At 70.2% G+C, this 23528-nt stretch carries 21 protein-coding genes and 2 pseudogenes; 12 read left to right on the top strand and 11 right to left on the bottom strand.

Translation table 11 applies throughout. From position 1 onward, the window contains the following. Both FV230_RS09725 and glcF read left to right on the top strand, forming a co-directional pair. A pseudogene (locus FV230_RS09725) lies at window positions 1-203 on the top strand (glycolate oxidase subunit GlcE); the annotation flags it as partial. Window positions 204-334: 131 nt separating this feature from the next. Further along, entirely contained in the window at window positions 335-1675 is a 1341-nt protein-coding gene (gene glcF, locus FV230_RS09720; RefSeq protein ID WP_147842220.1) for a glycolate oxidase subunit GlcF, read from the top strand. A gap of 6 nt (window positions 1676-1681) precedes the next feature. On the opposite strand, the pseudogene FV230_RS09715 reads toward glcF, so the two are convergent. The 4 genes and pseudogenes from FV230_RS09715 to fumC all read right to left on the bottom strand — a co-directional run. Continuing rightward, window positions 1682-2293 (bottom strand): annotated as a pseudogene (locus FV230_RS09715) (MBL fold metallo-hydrolase); the annotation flags it as partial. A gap of 17 nt (window positions 2294-2310) precedes the next feature. Continuing rightward, window positions 2311-2502: a ribbon-helix-helix domain-containing protein gene (locus tag FV230_RS09710; protein ID WP_147842221.1), complete on the bottom strand. Its 192-nt coding sequence runs from the start codon at window positions 2500-2502 to the stop codon at window positions 2311-2313. 196 nt (window positions 2503-2698) lie between these two features. After that, the gene (locus tag FV230_RS09705; RefSeq protein WP_147842218.1) at window positions 2699-2890 is read right to left on the bottom strand and encodes a DUF4169 family protein; all 192 of its coding nucleotides are present in this window, start codon (window positions 2888-2890) and stop codon (window positions 2699-2701) included. A 30-nt stretch (window positions 2891-2920) separates the two neighbouring features. Beyond that, window positions 2921-4333 carry a class II fumarate hydratase gene (fumC, locus tag FV230_RS09700; protein ID WP_147842217.1) on the bottom strand — a complete coding sequence of 471 codons (1413 nt, stop codon included), beginning with the start codon at window positions 4331-4333 and terminating at the stop codon, window positions 2921-2923. 135 nt (window positions 4334-4468) lie between these two features. On the opposite strand from fumC, the gene FV230_RS09695 reads away from it, so the two are divergent. Next, window positions 4469-5863: a cytochrome P450 gene (locus FV230_RS09695; protein WP_147842216.1), complete on the top strand. Its 1395-nt coding sequence runs from the start codon at window positions 4469-4471 to the stop codon at window positions 5861-5863. Window positions 5864-5875: 12 nt separating this feature from the next. Here FV230_RS09695 and FV230_RS09690 read toward each other — a convergent pair whose 3' ends face one another. After that, a complete protein-coding gene (locus FV230_RS09690) occupies window positions 5876-6625 on the bottom strand; it encodes a phosphodiester glycosidase family protein (RefSeq protein WP_147842215.1) in 750 nt (249 codons plus the stop codon). Window positions 6626-6821: 196 nt separating this feature from the next. On the opposite strand from FV230_RS09690, the gene FV230_RS09685 reads away from it, so the two are divergent. Beyond that, window positions 6822-7292 carry a hypothetical protein gene (locus FV230_RS09685; protein WP_147842214.1) on the top strand — a complete coding sequence of 157 codons (471 nt, stop codon included), beginning with the start codon at window positions 6822-6824 and terminating at the stop codon, window positions 7290-7292. Between the two features lie 61 nt (window positions 7293-7353). Here FV230_RS09685 and FV230_RS09680 read toward each other — a convergent pair whose 3' ends face one another. Continuing rightward, a complete protein-coding gene (locus tag FV230_RS09680) occupies window positions 7354-7764 on the bottom strand; it encodes a DUF4174 domain-containing protein (RefSeq protein WP_147842213.1) in 411 nt (136 codons plus the stop codon). 125 nt (window positions 7765-7889) lie between these two features. On the opposite strand from FV230_RS09680, the gene FV230_RS09675 reads away from it, so the two are divergent. The 5 genes from FV230_RS09675 (at window position 7890) to FV230_RS09655 (ending at window position 12977) form a co-directional block, all read left to right on the top strand. Beyond that, window positions 7890-8906, top strand: a complete 1017-nt coding sequence (locus tag FV230_RS09675) for an NADP-dependent oxidoreductase (RefSeq protein WP_147842212.1) — start codon at window positions 7890-7892, stop codon at window positions 8904-8906. 210 nt (window positions 8907-9116) lie between these two features. Further along, window positions 9117-9650: a single-stranded DNA-binding protein gene (ssb, locus tag FV230_RS09670; protein WP_147842211.1), complete on the top strand. Its 534-nt coding sequence runs from the start codon at window positions 9117-9119 to the stop codon at window positions 9648-9650. 362 nt (window positions 9651-10012) lie between these two features. Next, on the top strand, window positions 10013-10618 hold the full coding sequence (locus FV230_RS09665; protein WP_147842210.1) for a TadE family protein: 606 nt from the start codon (window positions 10013-10015) through the stop codon (window positions 10616-10618). 95 nt (window positions 10619-10713) lie between these two features. After that, window positions 10714-11277, top strand: coding sequence for a TadE/TadG family type IV pilus assembly protein (locus tag FV230_RS09660; protein ID WP_281408268.1), 564 nt, complete (start codon window positions 10714-10716; stop codon window positions 11275-11277). 32 nt (window positions 11278-11309) lie between these two features. Next, window positions 11310-12977, top strand: coding sequence for a VWA domain-containing protein (locus FV230_RS09655; RefSeq protein WP_147842208.1), 1668 nt, complete (start codon window positions 11310-11312; stop codon window positions 12975-12977). Here the strand turns inward: FV230_RS09655 and FV230_RS09650 are convergent, their stop codons facing one another. Continuing rightward, window positions 12978-15650 carry a glucosidase gene (locus FV230_RS09650; RefSeq protein ID WP_147842207.1) on the bottom strand — a complete coding sequence of 891 codons (2673 nt, stop codon included), beginning with the start codon at window positions 15648-15650 and terminating at the stop codon, window positions 12978-12980. It abuts the gene before it with no gap. Window positions 15651-15841: 191 nt separating this feature from the next. Between FV230_RS09650 and FV230_RS09645 the strand changes: the two genes are divergently transcribed. Beyond that, the gene (locus tag FV230_RS09645; protein ID WP_187275456.1) at window positions 15842-16816 is read left to right on the top strand and encodes a phosphoribosylaminoimidazolesuccinocarboxamide synthase; all 975 of its coding nucleotides are present in this window, start codon (window positions 15842-15844) and stop codon (window positions 16814-16816) included. A gap of 72 nt (window positions 16817-16888) precedes the next feature. Here FV230_RS09645 and FV230_RS09640 read toward each other — a convergent pair whose 3' ends face one another. Continuing rightward, window positions 16889-18250 carry a nucleotide sugar dehydrogenase gene (locus tag FV230_RS09640; protein WP_147842205.1) on the bottom strand — a complete coding sequence of 454 codons (1362 nt, stop codon included), beginning with the start codon at window positions 18248-18250 and terminating at the stop codon, window positions 16889-16891. A gap of 189 nt (window positions 18251-18439) precedes the next feature. Between FV230_RS09640 and FV230_RS09635 the strand changes: the two genes are divergently transcribed. Continuing rightward, entirely contained in the window at window positions 18440-18982 is a 543-nt protein-coding gene (locus tag FV230_RS09635; protein WP_147842204.1) for a hypothetical protein, read from the top strand. 126 nt (window positions 18983-19108) lie between these two features. Here the strand turns inward: FV230_RS09635 and FV230_RS09630 are convergent, their stop codons facing one another. Together FV230_RS09630 and FV230_RS09625 are read right to left on the bottom strand one after the other, a co-directional pair. After that, window positions 19109-20578: a HAMP domain-containing sensor histidine kinase gene (locus FV230_RS09630; protein ID WP_147842203.1), complete on the bottom strand. Its 1470-nt coding sequence runs from the start codon at window positions 20576-20578 to the stop codon at window positions 19109-19111. A gap of 49 nt (window positions 20579-20627) precedes the next feature. Then, entirely contained in the window at window positions 20628-21329 is a 702-nt protein-coding gene (locus FV230_RS09625) for a response regulator transcription factor (RefSeq protein WP_147842202.1), read from the bottom strand. 300 nt (window positions 21330-21629) lie between these two features. On the opposite strand from FV230_RS09625, the gene FV230_RS09620 reads away from it, so the two are divergent. Then, a complete protein-coding gene (locus FV230_RS09620; RefSeq protein ID WP_147842201.1) occupies window positions 21630-22838 on the top strand; it encodes an oxalate decarboxylase family bicupin in 1209 nt (402 codons plus the stop codon). A 10-nt stretch (window positions 22839-22848) separates the two neighbouring features. Here the strand turns inward: FV230_RS09620 and FV230_RS09615 are convergent. Next, on the bottom strand, window positions 22849-23528 hold a 680-nt coding region (locus tag FV230_RS09615), incomplete at its 5' end, for a DUF2778 domain-containing protein (protein ID WP_147842200.1).

The following is a 23528-nucleotide window of genomic DNA, read 5'->3' as shown; positions in this document are numbered from 1 at the left end:
ATGCCGGGGCCGCGGCGATCCGCGGGGCGCTCGTCGAGCACCGCGGCCACGCCACGCTGATCCGCGCGCCCGACGCGGTGCGCGCCGCGGTGCCGGTGTTCCAGCCGCTGTCCGAGCCGCTGATGCGGGTGACGCAGGGGATCAAGGCGGCGCACGATCCTGCGGGAATTTTCAACCCCGGGCGGATGTACGCGGGGGTTTAGCGCTTCCGCGCGGGGGCCCGACCTCGCGCGGGCCGTCCGCCGCATCGTGCCCGGCGCGAAACGGTGGCACAGACGATCGAACGACGGGGCCGACGCGATCGGCCTGAGACAGGACGCATCCAGAACGCGCCATGCAAACCAATTTCTCCCTCGCTCAGCTCGCCGACCCGGCGATGGCGACCTCCGAGAAGATCCTGCGCACCTGCGTGCATTGCGGGTTCTGCACGGCGACCTGCCCGACCTACCTGCTGCTCGGCGACGAGCTGGATTCCCCGCGCGGGCGGATCTACCTGATCAAGGACATGCTCGAGGGCGGCAAGGCGGCGAGCGCCGAGGTGGTCAAGCACGTCGACCGCTGCCTGTCGTGCCTGTCCTGCATGACGACCTGCCCGTCGGGCGTGCACTACATGCACCTCGTCGACCACGCCCGCAGCCATATCGAGGAGACGTTCTCCCGGCGGCTCGACGACCGCGCGCTCCGGGCGATCCTGGCCTTCGTGCTGCCCCATCCCGGCCGGTTCCGGCTGGCCCTGTGGGCGGCCAAGCTCGGCGCGCCGTTCAAGCCGCTGGTCGCGCGCCTGCCGCGGGTCGGCAACCGCCTCGCCGCGATGCTCGACCTCGCGCCCGCCGCGCTGCCGGGCCGCGAGCCGACGAACCGGCCCGCGACTTTCCCGGCCGTCGGCGCCCGGGCCGAGAGGAAGCGCGTGGCGCTGCTGCGCGGCTGCGCCCAGAGCGTGCTGCGCCCCGATTTCAACGCGGCGGCGATCCGCCTGCTGAACCGGCACGGCGTCGAGGTGGTGCATGCGGACGGGGAGGGCTGCTGCGGCGCGCTCACCCACCACATGGGCAGGACGGGCGATTCGCATGCCCAGGCCAAGCGCACCATCGACGCCTGGATCGCGGAGGCCGACGGCGCGGGGCTCGACGCGATCCTCGTCACGGCGTCCGGCTGCGGCACGACGATCAAGGATTACGGATTCATGTTCCGCGACGACCCGGCCTATGCCGACAAGGCGGCGCGGGTCTCGGCGCTGGCCAACGATGTCACTGAGTTCGTCGCCACGCTCGGCATCGCGCCGGTGATCGAGAGCGACCTCGTCGTCGCCTACCATTCCGCCTGCTCGATGCAGCACGGCCAGGGTATCCGCACCGAGCCGAAGGCCTTGCTGAAGCAGGCGGGCTTCACCGTGAAGGACGTGCCCGAGGGGCACATCTGCTGCGGCTCGGCCGGCACCTACAACATCCTGCAGCCGGAGCTGGCAGGCAAGCTGCGGGCGCGCAAGGTCGCCAACATCGAGCGCATGCGCCCCGACGTGATCGCCACCGGCAACATCGGCTGCGCCACCCAGATCGGGAAGGGCACCGCGATCCCGATCGTCCACACGGTGGAGTTGCTGGATTGGGCGACCGGCGGACCGCGGCCGGCCGCGATCGGGCGATCGGCCGAGCCGGCGCTGCAGGCGGCGGAGTGACGAACCTCAGCGTTCGAGCTGATAGGTGACCGGGATCCAGCGATATCCGGTGCCGCTGCGCCCGACGTAGCCGAGCGAGGGGAACGAGGTGTGGTAGCCGGCGACGACGAGGTCGTCGGTGGTCGCCATGTCGTAGATCCGCCGGCGCGTCGCGGCGCCCGCGGCCTTGTCCATGTCGAACAGGGCGTGCCAGCCGGGCTCGGCGAGCGAGGCGACCTCGTGGTGGGCGCAATCGCCCCAGATCAGCATCCGCCGCCCTTCGCTCTCGACGTGGAAGGCAAGGTGGCCGGGCGTATGCCCGTAGGCCGCGAGCGCATGGATGCCCGGCACGACCTCGTCGCCATCCTTCACGAAGCGCGTCCTTGCGGCGAGCGGCATGAGGTGGGTGCGGAACACCAGCGCCGAGGCGTGCTCGTTGCTCGATGGCGCCGCCGCGAGCCGTTCGGGCTTCGCCCAGAACTCGTACTCGGTCGCGCCGACGACGAGGCGCGCGTTCGGGAATGCCGGATGCCCGTCGCGCATCAGCCCGCCGATGTGGTCGGTGTGGCAATGGGTGAGCACGACGACGTCGACCGCCTCCGGCGCGGTGCCGGCCGCCTCGCTCAGCCTTCGCGACATCCGGCGCTGACGACCGGTCAGGGTGCCCGCTCGCGAAATGACGCCAGCACGAAGACCCGGATCGCCGAGGACAGGTTCTGGCCGTCGCGGCCGGCATCGATCGCCCCGATCAGCGCCTGCACCGATTGGCCGCGTGCTGCTGCGATCTCGCACAGAGCGGTCCAGAACGGATCCTCCAGCGACACGCTGGTGCGGTGGCCGGCGATCATCACCGAGCGCTTGGTGATGCTCACCGCGGGCTCTTCCCTCCCTTCCCAACCTTCCCCGTCATCCCGGGCCCTGCTGCGCAGCCGCGGGATGACGGAGTGAAGCGGTATCAGAAGCAATCCACTTGGATCGGACGAGATCGGTGAACGCCGTGGCTCCCTCCAGGGAAACGGACGTCGCGCGGCGGCGCACCCTCGCTCAGGTCTCCGGATCCGGCCCGACCAGCTTGTGGCCCTCGTGGCGGGCGACCTCGATCGCTGTCTTGCGCTCCTGGAGGGTCCAGGCCTTCTTCGGGCGGCCGAAGGCGATGCGGTTGTCGGCCGCCTTCTCGTCCTTCTCGACCCGCAGGCGTGCCTTGCGGGCTTGGCGCAGGTTGATGATCTCGGCCATCGCGTCGATCTCCCGGGTCTCGGCTTCGGCCTACTCGGCGCTCGGGGCCAGCATGGTCTCGGGCCGCACCACGCGCTCGAACTCGGCCTCCGTCACGTAGCCGAGGCGCAGGGCCTCTTGCTTCAGGGTGGTGCCGTTCTTGTGCGCCGTCTTGGCGATCTCGGCGGCCTTGTCGTAGCCGATCGAGGGCGCGAGCGCGGTCACCAGCATCAGCGAGCGGCTCATCAGGTCGGCGATCTTGTCCTCGTTGGCCTTGATCCCGACGACGCAGTTGTCGGTGAAGCTCACCGCCGCGTCGGCGAGCAGGCGGATCGACTGCAGCACCGCGTTGGCGATCACCGGCTTGAACACGTTGAGCTCGAAGTTGCCCTGGCTGCCGGCGAAGCTCACCGTGGTGCCGTTGCCGATCACCTGCGCGCAGACCATCGTCAGCGCCTCGCACTGGGTCGGGTTGACCTTGCCCGGCATGATCGAGGAGCCCGGCTCGTTCTCCGGCAGCGACAGCTCGCCCAGCCCGGAGCGCGGGCCGGATGCCAGCAGGCGGATGTCCTGCGCGATCTTGAACAGGCCGGCGGCGAGCGCCGAGAGCGCGCCCTGCGTGAACACCAGCGCGTCGTGGGTCGCCAGCGCCTCGAACTTGTTGGCGGCCGAGGTGAAGGGCAGGCCGGTCAGCTCCGCGACCTTGGCGGCGAAGCGCTCGGCGAACTCAGGATGCGCGTTCAGCCCGGTGCCGACGGCGGTGCCGCCCTGCGCCAGCGCCAGCACGCCGGGCAGCGTCGCCGCGATGCGCGAGCCGCCGAGCGCGACCTGCGCGGCGTAGCCCGAGAATTCCTGGCCGAGCGAGACCGGGGTCGCGTCCTGCAGGTGGGTGCGGCCGATCTTGACGATCGATTCGAAGGCCTTCGCCTTCGCGTCGAGCGCGGTGTGCAGGTGCGTCAGCGCCGGCATCAGGCGCTCGGTGATCTCGCGCGAGACCGCGATGTGCATCGCCGTCGGGAAGACGTCGTTCGAGGACTGGCCGCGGTTGCAATGGTCGTTGGGGTGGACCGGCGACTTGCCGCCGCGCTTGCCCCCGAGCCGCTCGTTGGCGAGGCTGGCGATCACCTCGTTGGCGTTCATGTTGGACTGGGTGCCCGATCCGGTCTGCCACACCACCAGCGGGAACTCGTCGTCGTGCCGGCCCTCGACCACCTCGGCCGCCGACGCCGCGATCGCCTCGGCCACCTTCGGGTCGAGGCCGCCGAGATCCTGGTTCACCAGGGCGGCCGACTGCTTGACGAGGCCCAGCGCGTGGACGAGCGGCGCCGGCATGTGCTCGGTGCCGATCTTGAAGTTCTGGATCGAGCGCTGGGTCTGCGCCCCCCAATACCGGTGCGCCGGAACCTCGATCGGCCCGAAAGTGTCGGATTCCGTGCGGGTGGCGGTCTCGGGCTGCGGCGACATCGTGGCCTCTACGTTCGGTGCGGTGCGGTGCCTACCTACGACAGGCGGCGGCAAATCGCGAAGGCGCTTTTCCGGCCGTGTCCCGACAAACGCGGCGGCCTGTTCCCCGTCGCGCCAAGCAAGGATGGCGCCCGAATGACGGCGACGATCGCGATCGACACGGATGCGCCGGTGGCGTCCCGCTTCCGGCCGCCGGTGCCGGCGCCGCGCCGCACGGCGATGGGCCTGTTCGAGTTCCTCAAGGCGGCGCGCAAGAACCCGATCACCACCTGGATGGAGGATCACTTCACCGCCCCCGTGGTGGCCGGCGACGGCGCCATGGGCCGCATCACCGTGGTCAGCGACCCGGCACTGATTCGCTACCTCCTCGTCGAGAACGTCGGCAACTACCGCAAGGACGACCTCCAGCGCCGCGTCCTGGCGCCCGGGCTCGGCAACGGCCTGCTCAGCGCCGAGGGCGACGCCTGGAAGCTGCAGCGGCGGACGCTGGCGCCGATCTTCTCGGCGCGCACCGTGCAGGGTTTTTCCGATGCGATGAACGCGTCCGGCGCCAAGCTCGCCCGCCGCCTCGTCCGGCGCGACGGCACGCAGGTCGACGTCGCGCTGGAGATGACCCGCGTGACGCTGGACGTGCTGGAGCGGACGATCTTCACCCAGGGCCTGCCCGGCGATCCCGATGCGCTCGGGCGGGCGATCACCCGCTTCCTCGAGGCCGTCGGGCCGATCGACCCGCTCGACGTGTTCGGCGTGCCCGATTTCGTGCCCCGGCTCGGACGCCTGCGGGCGCGGCCGGCGGGGCGCTACTTCGCCGAGGTGGTCGAGGAGCTGATCGCCCGCCGCAAGGCGCTGTTGGCGGCCGGCGGCGCGCCGCAGGACCTGATGACGCTGTTGCTGGCGGCGCAGGACCCCGAGACCGGCAAGGGCCTCACCGACCTCGAGGTTCAGGCCAACATCGTCACCTTCATCGCCGCCGGGCACGAGACCACGGCGAATGCCCTGACCTGGGCGCTGTACTGCTTGGCGAAGGACGACGCCGCCCGCGAGCGCCTCGAGGCCGAGGTCGACGCGGCGGGCGACGGCGACGTCGCGATCGAGGCGCTGCCCTTCGCCAAGGCGGTGATGGAGGAGGCGATGCGCCTGTTCCCGCCGGTGCCGTTCCTCAGCCGCCAGGCGATCCGCGACGATCGCCTCGGCTGCATCAAAGTGCCGCGCGGGTCGATGGTGCTGGTCGCGCCCTACGTGCTGCACCGGCACCGCACCCTATGGGACGATCCGGACGCCTTCGTGCCGGAACGGTTCCTCGGTGCGAACCGCGACGCGATCCCGCGCTTCGCCTACCTGCCGTTCGGGGCGGGCCCGCGCGTCTGCATCGGTCAGAGCTTCTCGCTGCAGGAGGCGGTGATCGTGCTGGCCCACATCGTCCGCGCCGTGCGGTTCCGGATGCCGGCCGACCATCCGCCGATGACGCCGCTGCACCGGGTGACCTTGCGGCCCGAGCACGGCCTGCGCATGGATGCGACCCGCCGCTGAGTCGGGCCGTCCCTATCGTGCGACCGCCCCGACCATCGGCCCGAGCGGGCGGCTGATGTCGCTGCGCTTGAGCGCCGGCGCGTAGAGGCTCGACACGCTGCCGTCGAGGAACAGCGCGTTGCGGCAGCCGAGGTCGTCCCGGAACAGGCGCGCGAAGGCGCCGAAGGTGACGGGATGCTCCGAGATCGCGAACACCGCCACCCGCCCGTCGTCGCGGACGCCGACGCCGTTGCGGATCTTCTGGCTCGGCCCGTCGGCGGAGATCTTGGGGTGGATCTGCCCGTCGATCACCAGCATCGGGCCGGACTGCGTCGCGAAGTCAGGCCTCAGGCGTGCCTTGAGGTAGTGCCCGGTGTCGAGCACGCCGGCGCGCTCGCCCTTCACGTAGAACACGCCGTTCGGCTTGAGGTGGAAGTTGCCCGGCCCGTTGGCGGTCGAGACGCCCTTCATCTCGCGGCCGTCCTCGACGTAGAGGCCGACCGGGGCCTGGCCCTTGTCGTACATGCCGGCGTTCATCGCGAAGCTCAGGCGCGGGCCCTGCTTCTCGGCGAGCGCCGAGAGCGACGAATAGGGCTGCCCGTCGGCGCCGAGCCAGAACAGCCGCACGCGCTGGCGGCGGAGATCGACGGTGCACACGGTGAAGCTGTCGCCCTGCGCCTGGATCGGCCGGCAGGCCTCGGGGACGGCAGTCTCCGCGCGCGCGCCGCCGCTCGAGACGGCCAGGAATGCGAGAGCCGCCGCTAGGGTCGAACGTAACATCATCGTGAGGCCCCGAAGCAGCCGAGCCATTCGCACGCCTGCGGCGCGTCTCCTCACCTCAGAATGCGACGCTTTTCAAGCAGCCGCGATGGCCGCAGCGAGGAGGCGGTTTCGAATGTCGCAGCCTGAACCGAAATCGGCGCCTGCGCGTTTCTCGGACGATGGGGGTTACGGTCACGACTCTTCTGGAGATGGTTTGATGAAGCGTCTTCTTCTTGCTTCGACGTTGATGATCGGAGCGCTCGCTTACCTGCCGGCGTCGGCCGAGGCGCGCGGCTTCGGCGGTGGCTTCCATGGCGGTGGGTTTCACGGCGGCGGCTTCGGCGGGTTTCGTGGCGGCGGCTTCGGCGGGTTCCGCGGCGCCGGCTTCCGGGGCGGTTTCGGCGGCTATCGCGGCGGCTTCGGCGGATATCGGGGCTACGGTTACGGCCGCGGCTACGGGTACGGCCTCGGCGGCCTGGGTCTCGGTGTCGGCCTCGGCCTCGCCGCCGGCGGCCTCTACGGGGGATACGGCGGCTACGGCTACCCGGGTTACGGCTACGGCTATGGCTACGCCCCGGCCGCCTACGGCGGCTATGGTTACGGTTACGGTGGCGAGTGCGTGACCGTTCCCCGGGTCCGCTGGACGCCGTACGGCTATCGCCGCGTGCTGGTCGAGCGCTGCTACTGAGCGGATCGACGACGGGAACGAGAAAGAGGGCCGCCCGCGGGCGGCCCTTTTTTGTTTCGGCTCAGCGCTGGCGGCGCATCTCGTCCCGGCGCATCGGCATCGCGTCGATCGTCGAGAACAGCCGCGGTGCCGGGATCGGGTCCGCCGCCGTGATCTTGGCGCCGCCGTCCTTGCCGACGAGCACCGCGCGGAACGCGTCGGCGGGAAGGCGCAGCTGCCGCCGGATCGCCGCGGCGCTTTCCCCTTCGCCCACCGCCTCGACCACCACGAGATCCCGCTCGCCGAACCCGGCACGCGCCGCCTCCACGGCGGCGCGCTGCTCGGCGAGCCGGCGATCGTCGGCATCCGGGGCGGACAGGACGAGCACGCGCGACGCCTGGCGATAGCGCGCCAGCGGGTCCTGCGCCGCGGCGGCCTGGCCGGCGAGAGTGATCGACGCGATGGCGAGGGCGAGGCCGGATCCGACGCGCATGCGGGTGCTCTCGGGTTTGGGGATCGGTTCGATCGGGCAACGCGGAACGCGCGCGACGGTGACATCGGGCCTCGCCGCTGCGACATGATAAGCCGATCGATCCTCGACCCTCACGGAGACCCGGCATGGCCGCCAAGAACCGCCGCATCGTCCTCGCCGCGCGTCCGCACGGCGAGCCGACCTTGCAGAACTTCCGCCTCGAGGAGGCCGTCGTCCCGACGCCGCGCGCCGGCGAGATCCTGCTGCGCACACGCTGGCTCTCGCTCGACCCCTACATGCGCGGCCGGATGAGCGCGGCGAAATCCTACGCGCAGCCGGTCGGCATCGGCGAGCCGATGACCGGCGGGACGGTGAGCGAGGTGATGCGCTCCGAGCACCCGGACTTCCCCGTCGGAACCCTGGTCCAGGCCTTCGGCGGATGGCAGGAGTTCTCGGTGTCCGACGGCAAGGGCCTGCGAAAGGTCGATCCCGCGGTCGCACCGCCGACGACGGCGCTCGGCGTCCTCGGCATGCCCGGCATGACCGCCTATACCGGGCTCCTCAACATCGGCGAGCCGAAGCCCGGCGAGACCGTGGTGGTGGCCGCCGCCGCCGGGCCGGTGGGGTCGCTCGTCGGGCAGATCGCCAAGCTCAAGGGCGCGCGCGCCGTCGGCATCGCGGGCGGCCCCGAGAAGTGCGCCTACCTCACGCGCGAGCTCGGCTTCGACGCCGCGGTCGACCATCGCTCCGACGACCTGCCCGGCGCGCTGGCCGCCGCCTGCCCGAAGGGCATCGACGTCTACTTCGAGAACGTCGGCGGCGCGGTCTTCGAGGCGGTGCTGCCGCTGCTGAACGACTTCGCGCGCATGCCGGTCTGCGGCCTGATCGCCGGCTACAACGCCACCGAGCTGCCGCCCGGCCCCGACTGTTCGCCGCTGCTGATGCGCGCGGTGCTGACCAAGCGCCTGCGGATCCAGGGCTTCATCGTCTGGGATTTCGCGAGCCAGATCGACGCCTTCGAGCGGGAGGTCGGCGGCTGGATCGCGGATGGATCGGTGAAGTACCGCGAGGACGTCGTCGAGGGCCTGGAGAACGCGCCCGAGGCCTTCATCGGCCTGCTGAAGGGCCGCAACTTCGGCAAGCTCATCGTCCACGTCGCCTGAGCGGGACTTCGCAGCCGGCGCCGCGCGATGCGGCTCCGGCTTGCCGCGTAATCGGAACAAAGATAGAACACAGGAGGCCGGCGCCGCGTGTGGGTGATGGGGACAAGCGCCGCTGCGCCGGTTGCCCGGGCTCGTCCCGAGGCTCATGAAGAGCACCCGCGGGTTCGGCCGGACCGAGCCCTGTGAGATCCGACGGCGAAGGAGAGAGCGATGGCGGGCAGCGTCAACAAGGTCATTCTGGTGGGCAATCTCGGGCGCGATCCCGAGACGCGCCGCCTCGGCTCCGGCGATCCGGTGGTCAACCTGCGCCTCGCGACCTCCGAGTCGTGGAAGGACAAGGCGTCGGGCGAGCGCAAGGAGAAGACCGAGTGGCACTCGGTCGTGATCTACAACGAGAACCTCGCCCGCGTGGCCGAGCAGTACCTGCGCAAGGGCTCGAAGGTCTACATCGAGGGCCAGCTCCAGACCCGGAAGTGGACCGACAATTCCGGCGTGGAGAAGTACACCACCGAGGTGGTGCTCCAGCGCTTCCGCGGCGAGATGACGATTCTCGACGGGCGCGGCGGCGGTGGCGAGATGGCGGCCGACGACGAGGGCGGCGGCCAGGTCAGCCGCGGCGGCGGCGGTGGCGAGTATGGCGGCGGCCGTTCCCAGAGCGGCAGCGAGCGGCGTCAGCCCCCGGCGCCCGCGGGCGGCGGCGGTTCACGCGGCAACTACGACCTCGACGACGACATCCCGTTCTAGGCAGCACCCGCCCTCCGGGCGCCGTCGGCATCTGCTCCAGATATCGTGAAGGCCCCGGATCGCGCATCCGGGGCCTTTTTCGATCCGGCTTCGAAAGCATCGTCGCTCACGGATCGAGCAGATCGCGAACGGCGGAAAGTCATATTTTCCCGGCCGACGCGATGCGCGGCTCTCCGCAAGTCTTTATCCCGGACGATCGCCTTATTGTCCTAGATGAGGGGGCGCTTTGTGCGACCGAGGGTTGTGCTCATGTCGTGATGACGCCGCAGGATGTCATCTAGGGTTGGTAGGGTGATTCAACTTTGGTTTAGATCTTCGGGTGGATAGCGTCTGAATAACGTATTTCATCCGCCTCAGGTGTCATGCCTCGCCGCCTCGTCCGCGCATTTCGTCCGTCGTCGATCCGCACGTTCGCCGCCGCCGCCAAGGGGGCCGCGGCGGTCGAGTTCGCCCTCGTGTCGCTGCCCTTCCTGGCGCTGGTCGGCGCGATCATCCAGATCGCGTTCGTGATCTGGGCCGGCCAGAACTTCGACCGCACCGTCCAGAACGCTGTGCGCGGCCTGTTCACCGGCCAGTTCCAGATCGCCAACAGCGGGACGACCAGCGCGGCGGTCCTGCTGCAGAAGCTCAACGACGCGATGTGCGGAACCGGCGCCAACCGGGCCTTCACGCTGTTCGACTGCTCGAGCGTGAAGATCGACGTGTCGCTGGCGAGCTCGTTCGCGGCCGGGTCGAGCGCGACGCCGATGAACGCCACCACGAGGACCTGGAACAACGGCTTCGGGACGAGCTACGCCTGCGCGAAGCCGGGATCGATCGTCGTCGTCACCGCGGCCGTCAAGGTGCCGGTGTTCTTCAGCCTGCTCGACCTCGCCCAGATGAGCTTCGCCGATGGGACGCATCTGCTGCAGTCCACGGCCGTGTTCCGCACCGAGCCGTACCAGACCACCGCCTCGACCGGATGCTGAGGGCCGGGATGGTGCGGTTTTCCCCTCTTCATAGCCCAGGCGCGTCCGAGCGGGCCTTCGCTCGGTTCGCACGCGCGTCCGGCGGCGTCTCCGCGATCGAGTTCGCGTTGATCCTGCCCGTGCTGCTCGCGATCTTCGTGGGCCTTTCGGAGTACGCCCACGCCGTCGACAACTGGCGGAAGGTCACGCAGCTCGCCCGGACGGTGTCCGACCTGACTGCGCAGGGCGACGCCCAGAACCCGATCGACGCGTCGCTGATGCGCGACATCCTCGCCACCTCGACCCTGGTGCTGAAGCCGTTCGACGCCAGCGGCGTGAAGATCGTGGTGAGCGCGATGGCGGTCGACCTCACGAACCTCAACCTGATCCCGCGGGTCTGTTCCAGCACCGCCAACGCCAACGCGTCGCCCCGCGCCACGGGCGCCGCCTCCGACCTCACCGTGCCGACCGGATTCCGCACCAACGGGGTCCGCTACGTCCTCACCGAGGTGAGCATGCCCTACACGCCGATGCTCGGCTCGGCGCTGGTCAAGCTCGTCAACGGCGCCACGAGCACGATCACGCTCAAATCCAGCATGCCCTGGCCGGCGCGCGGCGGGCAGCCCGCCAAATCCACCTACACCGAAGTCTGGATGCCGGGAGGCGCAGCATGCCCGTGACCCCGGCCCGCTCGACACCTCGAAGGATCTCGATGCGCCGACATCTCGGCCGCTTCGCGCGGCAGCGCGACGGCAACGTCGTCCTGCTGTTCGGGCTGCTCGCGCTGCCGCTCCTCGGCTTCACCGGCGCCGCGATCGATTACGGCTTCGCCACCTACATGGAGACCAAGCTCCAGGCCGCGACCGACGCCACCGCCCTCGCTCTGTGCCAGACGCCGATGGCGACGACGAACCCGGCTCTCCAGACCCAGGCCGTCGCGATGATGGCGGGCTACATGGGCGCGACCGGCCTCACGGTCGACCCGCTGGCGGTGACGGCGAACCCGCGCCAGATCACCCTGACCACGCACATGGTCTCGCCGGTCTTCTACAGCCGCATCACGGGCGTGACGGCCCCGCGCCCGGGCGGGTCGGCGCGCTGCGCCACCCCGGTGCCCAAGACCTTCGAGATTGCCCTGGTGCTCGACAACACCGGCTCGATGGCGGAATCGAGCGGCGGCCAGAGCAAGCTCCAGGCGGTGCAGACGGCGGCGACGAACTTCGTCGACTACGTGTACACCAACGCCGCCTTCGCCACTGGCACCAAGATCTCGATCGTGCCGTTCGCCGCCGCGGTCGCGGTCGATCCGGCCGCCTACCGCTATGCCACCTGGATCGACCAGAACGGCAAGTCGGCCTATCACTGGACCAACGTGATCGCACCGGCCTCCGCCGGCTTCACCAACCGCTTCGGCCTCTTCACGGCGCTGCAGAGCGCCTACTCGGGCTGGGGCTGGGCCGGGTGCCTGGAAACGCTGCCCTATCCGCTCAACGTCCAGGACGGCGCGCCGACGAGCTCGAACCCAAGCTCGTACTACGTGCCGATGTTCGCGCCCGACGAGCCGGGCGATGGCAGCACGACCTTCGCCGGCTACAACAACAATTCCGCGTTCAGCTTCAACAGCTACATCGACGACTACACCAACGCCAACAGCTGTGCGAGCCAGTCGCAGTCGAGCACCACCTTCGCCGCCGCCGAGGGCCGCGCCTGCAAGTACGTCAACGCCCGCGACGCATCGCCGACCGCGTCGAACAGCTATACCGGCATCCCGAACGGCCCGAATTTCGGCTGCACCACCCGCCCGCTCCAACGGCTGACCAGCAGCACGGCAACGCTGAAGTCGCTGATCAACGCGATGGCGCCGCTCGGATCGACCAACATCCACGAGGGCCTGATGTGGGGCTGGCGGACGCTGTCGCCGAGCAGCGTCTTCGCCGACGGTGCGCCCTACGCGTCGAGCACGGTCAACAAGATCATCATCCTGATGACCGACGGCGCCAACAGCTGGGCGACGAACGGCTACTCGCCGTTCAATCAGTCGATGTATTTCGCCGCCGGCTACTTCCAGAACGTCGACGGTTCGACGCCGAATCCGCGGCTCCCGCCCGGCAACCAGAACGTCACGAACGCGAGCAACGCACGCGCCGCCCTCGACGCGCTGACGGCCCTGGCCTGCAGCAACGCCAAGAGCGCCGGCATCTCGATCTACACGATCGGCTTCAGCGTGCCCTCGGACCCGATCGACAGTGCCGGCCTGAACCTCCTGAGTAACTGCGCGACGACGGCGTCCCAATCGTTCGTCGCCAACGATTCGAACAGCCTCATCTCGGCCTTCAACCAGATCGCGGCCAGCATCGGCACACTGCGGCTCACCCAGTAGTCACGAGGCGCCCGAGGGCGACAGCGCGTGGATCGGACCGAGCGCGCATTGCTGGATCAGCAGCGCGACCAGGCCCGACCAGCCGGTTTGATGCGAGGCGCCGAGGCCCCGGCCCGTGTCGCCGTGGTAGTACTCGTAGCAGAGCACGTGGTCGCGGAAATGCGGGTCCTCCTGCTCCAGCCTGCTCGTCGCCTGGAACGGGCGCGTCCCGTCCGGCCCGCGGGTCGAGAGCCCGATCATGCGGTTCGCCAGCTCGTCGGCGATCTCCTGCAGCGACAGGAAGGTCCCTGAGCCGGTCGGGGCCTCGACCCGGAAGTCGGGCCCGTAATAGCGGTGGAACCGGCGCAGGCCGTCGATCAGCAGGTAGTTGATCGGCAGCCAGATCGGCCCGCGCCAGTTCGAGTTCCCGCCGAACAGCCGCGTCCGCGACTCGGCCGGCTCGTAGGGCAGGGTCAGGTCGGCCCCGTCCCAGACGAAGTGGAACGGCGTGCGCTCGTAGACCTTGGAGACGCCGCGGATACCGTGCGGCGACAGGAACTCGCCTTCGTCGAGCATCCGCCGCAGCAGCGCCTTGAGGCGATGGCCGCGCAGCAGCGACAGCAGGGCCGTGCCGCCTTCGCCCGGCTCCTGCCAGCGCGAGACCAGGGATGCGAGGTCGGGCCGGTTCTCCAGGAAGAAGCGCAGCCGCTTCTGCAGCCCGGGCAGCTTCACGAGGTCGGTCTCGCGCAGCACGGCGACCGCGCAGATCGGGATCAACCCGACGAGGGTGCGGGCGCGGATCGGGATGCGCTCGCCGCCCGGCGTCTCGATCACGTCGTAGAAGAACTGGTCGGCCTCGTCCCAGAGGCCGCCCCTGCGCGCGGCGGCATCGGCGATCAGCAGGAAATGCTCGAAGAACTTTTCCGCCATGTCCTCGTAGGCGGGATCGCGCAGCGCAAGCTCCACCGCAATCCGCATCAGCTCGAGCGCGTTCATCGCCATCCAGGCGGTCGCGTCCGACTGCGTCAGCGCCCCGCCCGCGATCGGCTTCGAGCGGTCGAACAGGCCGATGTTGTCGAGCCCGAGGAAGCCGCCCTGGAACAGGTTGCGCCCGGATGCGTCCTTGCGGTTCACCCACCAGGTGAAGTTCATCGTCAGCTTGTTGAACACCCGGAGCAGGAAGTCGTGGTCCGGCCGCCCGGTCAGCGCCTGGTCGAGGGAGAACACCCGCCACGCGGCGAAGGCGTGCAGCGGCGGATTGGCATCGGAGAAGTTCCACTCGTAGGCCGGCACCTCGGCATTGGGGTGGCCGTAGGCGTCGTCGAGCAGCAGCAGGATCTGCCCCTTGGCGAAATAGGGGTCGATCGTCGCGAAGACGAGGCTCTGGAGCGCGAGGTCCCAGGAGGCGAACCACGGGTATTCCCAGGCATCCGGCATCGAGATGATGTCGTGCGCCCGCACGTGGCGCCAATCGGCGTTGCGGCCGGCCTTGCGCGCCTCGGGCGGGGCCGGCTGGGCCGGGTCGCCGTCGAGCCACTCGCGCACGTCGTAATGGTAGAGCTGCTTCGACCACAGCATCCCGGCCAGGGCCTGGCGCTGGACCGCCCGGCGGTCGGCATCCGCGATGTCGGCCTGCAACGCGGCGTAGAATGCGTCGGCCTCGGCGATGCGGGCGGAAAACACCGCGTCGAAGTCGGCGAAGGCGTCGCCGGACGCCTCCGCGATGCGGAAGCGCAGGCGCACGCTTTGCTCGCCGCCCGGCGCGATGGTCAGCCGGTGAACGCCGGCGCATTTGGTGCCGGACCGGTCAGGATTGACCGCGTCCATCTCCCCGTCGACCACGCGACGGCCGATTCCGTCCTTCGGGTATCCGGATTGCGGCGCGCCGAACAGGCGGTGGGCGTTGGTCTCGTTCTCGCAGAACAGCCATTCCGGTGCCCCGTCGGCATGGAGCCGCATCGCCGGCATGGCATGGTGGACGGCGAGCACGGTGCCGTCGGCGGCGAGCCGCAGGTCGGGGCGCGGGCCGTTCGCCCACGACCACGTGTTGCGCGAGAACAGCTGCGGCAGCAGCGCCAGCGTCGCTTCATCCGGGCCGCGGTTGATTGCGGTCACCCGCATCAGCACGTCGTCGGGCCCCGCCTTGGCGTACTCGATGGTGACGTCGCAGTAGCGGCCCGCGTCGAACAGGCCGGTATCGATCAGCTCGAACTCGCGGTCGTCGAGGCCGCAGCGCGCGTTCTCCTCGGTCAGGTGAGAATACGGAAACGCGTCGTGCGGGTACTTGTACAGCATCCGCATGTAAGCGTGGGTCGGGACGCCGTCGAGGTAGTAGTACAGCTCCTTGACGTCTTCGCCATGATTGCCCTCGCCATTGGTCAGGCCGAACAGGCGTTCCTTGAGGATCGGGTCGCGGCCGTTCCATAGGGCGAGCGACAGGCACCAGTTCAGGTCCTTGTCGGCGAAGCCGCCGATGCCGTCCTCGCCCCAGCGATAGGCGCGCGAGCGGGCATGGTCGTGGGGCAGGTAGTCCCAGGCCTCGCCGTCGGCGCTGTAATCCTCCCGCACCGTGCCCCATTGCCGATCGCTGAGATACGGCCCCCACAGGCGCCAGGCGGGGTCGGTCCGGGTCTCGGCGAGGCGCCCTCCCTCGACGGTCTCGAAGATGCGCGGCGGTCGATGGGTGTGGGACACGTCGAGAATCCCTCGCTTCACGTTCGTCGGATCGAGCCGGGCCTGCGGACCGCGCGCAGGTCGGAGCGGTTTCATGAGCGGCGCCGTCCTGCAAGGCTCGCGCCCCGCATCGGAGGCGGGGGCTGGTCACGCCGCGTGCGCTGGTTCACACCGCGTCCGGTCATCCGCGCAGCCTGATGGAGCAACCCGGTTTGGACACGGCATCCCTCGCCCCGCACGCCCACCAAGTCCTCGAGGACGCGACGCTGCCGGAATGGCCGAACCATTATCGCGGCAAGGTGCGCGACAACTACGACCTGCCGGACGGGCGCCGCATCCTGATCAGCAGCGACCGGATCAGCGCCTTCGATCGGGCGCTCGCCGCGATCCCCTTCAAGGGCCAGGTGCTGACGCAGACCGCCCGCTACTGGTTCGAGGCGACCGCCGACCTCTGCCCGAACCACGTCCTCGCCTATCCCGACCCGAACGTGCTCGTCGGGCAACGCCTCGACATCCTGCCGGTGGAGATCGTGGTGCGGGGCTACCTCGCCGGCAGCACTGCGACCTCGATCCTGACGCAGTACAAGGCCGGCGCGCGCACGATGTACGGCCATACCCTGCCGGACGGGATGCGCCCGAACGAGCGGCTGCCGCAGGCGATCATCACCCCGACCACCAAGGCCGCCGACGGTGCCCACGACGCGCCGCTGACCGCCGACGCGATCCTCGACCAGGGCCTGCTCACGCCGGCGCAGTGGCGGACCGTATCGGAGACGGCGCTCGCGCTGTTCGCCCGCGGCCAGGACCTCGCGGCGCGGCGCGGACTGATCCTCGCCGACACCAAGTACGAGTTCGGCACCGACGCCGACGGCCGCATCGTGCTCGCCGACGAGATCCATACCCCCGACAGCAGCCGCTACTGGTTCGCGAAGACCTATCCCGAGCGCTTCGCCGCCGGCGCGGCCCCGGAGAGCTTCGACAAGGATTTCGTCCGCAACTGGGTGGTGGCGCGCTGCGACCCCTACAACGACCCGATCCCGGAAATCCCGGCCGAGATCGTGCTGGAGACGGCGGCCGTCTACATCAACGCCTACGAGACGATCACCGGCGCCACGTTCACCCTGCCGGACCCGGCCGAGATCCCGCTCGACCGCATCCGCCAGAACCTGAAGGCGTATTTGTCTTAGGAGGTCGGATCGAACCGGAAGGTCGGGTGCGTTTCCCCTCCCGCAAAGGAGGGAGGGAAGACCGCGCTGCCATCACGCCGAGATCACGATCTTCGCGGTCAGCCCGCGGCTGCGAAGCGCGTTGCGGCAATCGACGACGATCCAGGCGCTCCCGCAGATCGCGGGGTAATCGACCGCGTCGTGGTCGGTCACGATCAGCACGGCGTCGAACGACGCCAGCGTCCCGTCCGTCAGCGCGACCGATCTCGCGCCCTGTAGCGTCCTGTATTCCCGTGTCGCGGGAACCGCGGGCACGAACGGGTCGTGGTAGGCGACCCGCGCGCCGCGCGCCTCCAGCATCGACCAGAGCCTGAGCGCCGGGCTCTCGCGGATGTCGGAGATGTTCTTCTTGTAGGCCAGGCCGACGATGAGGATCCGGCTGCCCGACAGGCCGCGTCCGGCGTGGGTGTCGAGGGCGCGGATCAGCTTGTCGAGCACGAAGCCCGGCATCTGCTGGTTGATCTCGCCGGCGAGCTCGATGAACTTCGTCGCGATCCCGAACTCGCGCGCCTTCCACGTCAGGTAGAACGGATCGATCGGGATGCAGTGCCCGCCGAGGCCGGGGCCCGGATAGAACGGGGTGAAGCCGAACGGCTTGGTCTTGGCCGCTTCGATGACCTCCCAGACGTCGATCCCCATCGCGTCGAAGATCACCTTCAGCTCGTTGACCAGGGCGATGTTGACGGCGCGGAAGATGTTCTCGGTGAGCTTCGTCGCCTCCGCCGTCGCGGTAGACGACACCATCACCGTGCGGGCGACGAACGGCGCATAGAGCGCCTCGGCGAGCCGCGCCGCCGCGGGGCCGTCGCCGCCGACGATCTTCGGGATCGTCGCGGTGCTGAAGGCGCGGTTGCCGGGATCCTCGCGCTCGGGCGAGAAGGCGAGGAAGAAGTCCGATCCGCTGCGATAGCCGGTGAGCGCCTCGAGCAGCGGTCGCACGACCTGATCGGTCGTTCCCGGCCAGGTGGTGGATTCGAGCACGACCAGCTGCCCCGGCCGCAAGCGCTTCGCGATCTCCTGCGTGGTCGTGCGCACAAACGACAGGTCGGGCTCGCGCTGCCGGGTGAGCGGCGTCGGAACGCAGATCAGGATCGCGTCGACCTGCGCCAGGTTATCGAAATCGGTCGTGGCGCGGAAGCGGCCGCTTCCCGCCATCGCCGCCACCGCCCGCGCCGGGATGTGCTCGAGATAGGTCTCGCCGCGCATCAGCATCGCCGGCTTGTCGGCGTCGATGTCGAAGCCGACGACGGCGAAGCCGGCCTCCGTCGCCGCGAGGCAGAGCGGCAGGCCGACATAGCCGAGCCCGACGACCCCGATGGTGGCGGCGCAGCGCTCGAAGCGCGCGGCGATCGCGTCGATCGAGACGTGGGGGACGGCGGCTGGGTCTTCGGTCATCGCATGCGTTCCAGCGCCGGGCTCGTCGCAGCGGCCCGGCGATCGTGTCTTACCCGGTCCGCGGCCTCAGGCCAGGGCGTCGGCATCCGCAGGGCGGTTTTCCTGACGTACAGATGGCAATGCCCTTGCCGGTCTTGACCCGTCTTGGCGCCTATGAGTTATGGCCCCCATTCGAGAGTAGAGGCGGCCATGGCAGAAGATCACACCATCACGAAGGCACTTGCGGAAATCAGCCAGCGCCGTGATCTCCTTCAGGCCGAGTACGAGCGGATCGGGACCGAGCTGGCAAAGCTGCAGATGGCCGAGGGGGCGCTGCGGTCGATCGTCGACAACACGCCGCTCGATGCCGCCGTGTCGCTCGGCGACGGCCCGGCGCGAAGGAGCGCCGAGCGCGTCGCGACGCCCGGCCAGACCTCGACGCGCGGCCCGCGCGGTCCCCGGGCGAACTCGGCGAAGGGCCGGCTCCGCGCCCTCCTGGAAAGCGCCGGCCCGCAGGGCCTGTCCACCGCCCAAATCGCGCAGCGCCTGCCCGACGTCGCGCCGGCCACGCTGAACGCCTACCTCAGCACCATGGCCTCGGGCGGCGAGGCGATCCGCCGGGGCGACTTCATCAGCATTGCCAAGGCGACGTCCGCCGACGCGGATGCGGAGGCCGATGCGGAACTCGAGAACGAGGACGCGTCCGAGGACGAGGCGGCTTCGGAGACCGACGAAGCGACCGCCGAGAGCTGAGGGCGCGCATCCCGCGATCGTGCCGGTTGCCGGCCGACGCACCGGCGGGTGACGATCGCGTGCCGGTTGGTCCGCGCTTCGTCGCGCAGGCCGCCCTGTCCCGGCCGGCGAAAGTCGCCGTCGCGATCAGGCCCCGCCCTCCGACGGAGCGTCCGGGCTCTGCCGGTTCGCGTCGCCCGCCGCCGGCAGGGCGATTGCCACGCGCAGGCCGGGCGCGTTGTCCTCCAGCGTCAGGCGCCCCTGATGCAGGCGCACGACGGCGGCGACGAGGCTCAGGCCCAGGCCGAAGCCCGGTGCCGATCGGGCGTCCTCCAGGCGCACGAAGCGATCGAGGACGCGCCCGCGCTCGGCTTCCGGGATGCCCGGGCCGCGATCTGCCACCGTGACGACGATCTCCGCGCCGATCCGCGACGCCGCCATCACGATCCCGCCCGGCGACCCGCCGCGGGCCTCGGCGCCGTACTTGATCGCGTTGTCCAGGAGGTTGGCGAGCGCCTGCCCCGCCAGCTCGCGGTTGCCGTCGACGAGCAAGCCGTCCGGCGCCGACACGTCGAGGCGCTGGCCGCGCTCCTCGGCCAGCGCCTCGTAGAGCTCGCCGATCGCCCGCACGGACGGTCCGAGATCGAACGGCGCCATCATCTCGCGGGCGTTGCCCGCCTCGAGCCGCGCGATCATCAGGAGCGCGTTGAACACCCGGATCAGGCCGTCGCTGTCCTCGATCACCCCGTCCAGCGCCGCGCGCAGGGCGTCCGGCGAGCGCTCGCCGCGAAGCGCCTCGTCGGCGCGGTTGCGCAGGCGCGTCAGCGGCGTCTTCAAGTCGTGGGCGATGTTGTCGGAGACCTCCCGCAGGCCGCGCATCAGCTCGCCGATTCGCTCCAGCATCAAGTTCAGATTCTGGGCGAGGCGATCGAGCTCGTCGCCGTTGCCCGCGACCGGCAGGCGGCGGCCGAGATCGCCCGCCATGATGGTGCCGGCGGTCTCGGTCATCGCGTCGACCCGCTTGAGGACCCGGCCGGCGACCACCCAGCCGCCGATCACGCCGAGCAGCACCACGACCGCGAGCGAGGTGCCGAAGGTGCTGGCGATCACCCCGCGCAGGCGGTCGCGCTCCTCGACGTCGCGGCCGACGAGCAGCCGGAAGCCGCCGGGCAGCGTGAAGATGCGCACGATCGCGCGATGGGTCTCGCGCCCTTGCGTCTCGCGGCTGCGGCCGTAGACGGTCTCCGCCTGTCCCGGCGTCGCCAGCACGCTCGCGGGCAGGTCGCCGACGTTGCCGACCACGTGGTCGCCGTTGGCCGTGGTCACGAGGTAGAGCGAGGCGCCGGGCTCGGCCGCCCTTCGCTCGACCGCGGAGATCAGCCGGCGCAGACCGCCGCCGTTGTACTGCTCGGCGAGCCCGTTGATCTCGGCGTCGATCGTCGAGACGATCTGGTCGTCGAGGACGCGACGGGCGCTCCAGGCGATGGTGCCGAGCGCCACCCCGGCGCAGGCCGCGAACACGACGAGGTACGCGATCGACAGCTTGAACGCCGTCGTCCGGAACAGCTTCTGGATGCGGACGAAGGCGCTGTCCGGGGTCGGGACGTGCGGCGTCACGGGACGAGGATGCCGGCGATCGCGCGGGCTCGATCCGTCCTCGCGGGCATCATGATGGCGGTCGCGCCTCGTCGGCGCGCAGGATGTAGCCGGCGCCGCGGATGGTGTGGATCATCGGCGTGCCGAAACCCTTGTCGAGCTTGGCCCTGAGGCGCGAGACGTGCACGTCGATGACGTTGGTCTGCGGGTCGAAGTGATAGTCCCAGACGTGCTCCAGGAGCATGGTCCGGGTCACGACCTGGCCGGCATGGCGCATCAGGTACTCCAGCAGCCGGAACTCGCGCGGCTGTAGGGCGACGTCCTGGCCCGCCCGCGTCACCCGGTGGGAGAGCCGGTCGAGCTCGAGGTCGCCGACGCGGTAGGCGGTCGCCTCGGCGCTCGCGGCGGACGAGCCGCCGCGCCGGGCCAACACCTCGACGCGGGCGAGCAGCTCCGAGAAGGCGTAGGGCTTCGGCAGGTAGTCGTCGCCGCCGGCGCGCAGTCCCTTCACCCGGTCGTCCACCTGCCCCAGCGCCGACAGGATCAGCACCGGCGTCGTCACCGCCTGCTCGCGCAGGGAGCGGATCAGCGAAAGCCCGTCGAGCTTCGGCAGCATCCGGTCGACGATCAGCACGTCGTAGGCGCCGTCGCAGGCGAGGCCGTAGCCGTCGAGGCCGTCGGTCGCGTGGTCGGCGAGGTGCCCGGCCTCCCGGAACGCCTTGACGAGGTAGGAGACCGCCTCGCGATCGTCCTCGATGATCAGGAGCCGCATGGGTTCGGTCCATAGCGCGGACCGGGACGGGGCGGAATGGGCTTGGACGGTCACGGTCGGGCTGCCCTCCATCATTCGGTCGTCCGCATCCTGCACCCGCCCGGATGACCGGGAGATCGCGGGAAGATGACCGTTCGGACAGGTTCGCCCGCCATGCGTTGCAGCCATGCCGGGAATGGCGGGATCGGATCGCAACCATGCGGCTTGTCCTGCCGCGCACGCCGTCGCCACGCCGACGATCCACCGACGGACCCGGGCCGGGCGACGGCGCACGACCCATCGCATCCACGGACAGGCCGCATGAACGACATCTCACGCCGTACCCTGATCGCCGCCGGCACCGCGCTCGCCGCCGGCGGTGCCCGCGCCGCCGAAGGGCCGATGCCCGAGCGCGCCGGCAAGGGGGCGGACATCCTCGGGCCGCGCAACCCCGCCCGCGAGGCCGAGGATCCCTATACCGTCGCGCCGCCCGCCACCGACCACGGCACGATGCCGAACCTGAAATGGTCGTTCGCCGACAGCCACATGCGCCTGGAGGAGGGCGGCTGGGCCCGGCAGACCACGGTGCGCGAGCTGCCGATCTCGAAGGCGATGGCGGGCGTGAACATGCGCCTGAAGGCCAACGCGGTGCGCGAGATGCATTGGCACAAGGAGGCCGAGTGGTCCTACATGATCAAGGGCCGTGCCCGGATCACCGCCATCGATCCGGACGGGCGGACCTTCGCGGACGACGTCGGCGAGGGCGACCTGTGGTACTTCCCCTCCGGCATCCCGCACTCGATCCAGGCGCTGGAATCCGACGTCGACGGCTGCGAGTTCCTGCTGGTGTTCGACGATGGCGGCTTCTCGGAAGACTCGACCTTCCTGATCACCGACTGGCTGGCGCACACCCCGAAGGAGGTGCTCGCCAAGAACTTCGGCCTGCCGGAAAGCGCCTTCGCGAACATCCCCGAGCGCGAGCTCTACATCTTCCCCGGCCCGAAGCCCGGCCCGCTGGCGGGCGACCGGATGGGGGGCGCCGGGCCGATCCCGAAGTCGTTCAGCCACCGGATGCTGGCGCAGGAGCCGATCCGCACGAAGGGCGGAACGGTGCGGATCACCGATTCGACCAACTTCCCGGCCTCGGAGACGATCGCCGCGGCGCTGGTCGAACTCGAACCCGGCGCGATGCGGGAGCTGCACTGGCACCCGAACGGCGACGAGTGGCAGTACTACCTCTCCGGCAAGGGGCGGATGACGGTGTTCGGCTCGGAGTCGAAGGCGCGGACCTTCGACTACCAGGGCGGCGACGTCGGCTACGTGCCGTTCGCCATGGGCCACTACATCGAGAACACCGGCGACACGCCGCTGACCTTCCTCGAGATGTTCAAGAGTCCGCGCTACGCCGACCTGTCCCTGCGCCAGTGGATGGCGCTGACGCCGCACGCGCTCGTCCAGGCCCACACCAAGCTCGATCCGAAGCTAATCGACGGGCTGTCGGCGAAGAAGGGCCCCGTGGTGCCGCTCTGAGGCGGCCCCCCTACACGTCGTTGCCGAGCCGGGCCGAACGGCCCGGCGTCGGGGCCGGAGCCGGGGGGCTCTGCTGGGCGACGCTCGGCGGCGCGTCCTGGCCGCGGCCGGGCACGACGACGAGGCGCTGGACCTCGCCGCGCAGGTAGGCCTGCAGGAAGGCCTGGTAGTCCTTGAACGACACGCAGCCGTTCGAGGCCCCTGTCGGCCCCAGCATGTAGGTGTGGGCGAGGAGCCCGACCCGGCCGTAGACGGCGGCGGTGCCGCCGACCGGCGTGAGCCGGATCGCGCGGACGCCGTGGAACAGGTCCTCGCGCTCGGTGAGGTCGTAGGTGCCGGGAGGCGTCGCCCCCCTCATCCGCACGTGGACGTTGCGCGGGTCGTCCATCATCTCGCCGAGGCCGGAATGCGCCTCGAGCTTGGTGCCGTTGGGCAGCGTGACGATCCGCGCGCTGATGTCGTAGATCGCGACCGCCGCCGGGTCGGGGTTGGCCGGGAGCACGATCCGCTGGCGCGGCAGGTTCGCGGGGGAGGGCGTCTCCAGCGCGGCATAGGCCAACGCCGGCGTCGCGGTGCGCTCGATGCCGAAGAACTTCTCCAGGAAATTGCGATCGTCGGGGGCGGGCGCCGGGATCTCCGCCGTCCGGCTGCGGCGGGACGCCTGCCGGTCGGCGCGGCGGGTCGTCTCGG

Source organism: Methylobacterium sp. WL6 (assembly GCF_008040095.1).
GTDB lineage: Bacteria > Pseudomonadota > Alphaproteobacteria > Rhizobiales > Beijerinckiaceae > Methylobacterium.
The sequence above is the reverse complement of the archived record's forward strand: the minus strand, read 5'-3'. Positions and strand labels throughout refer to the sequence as shown.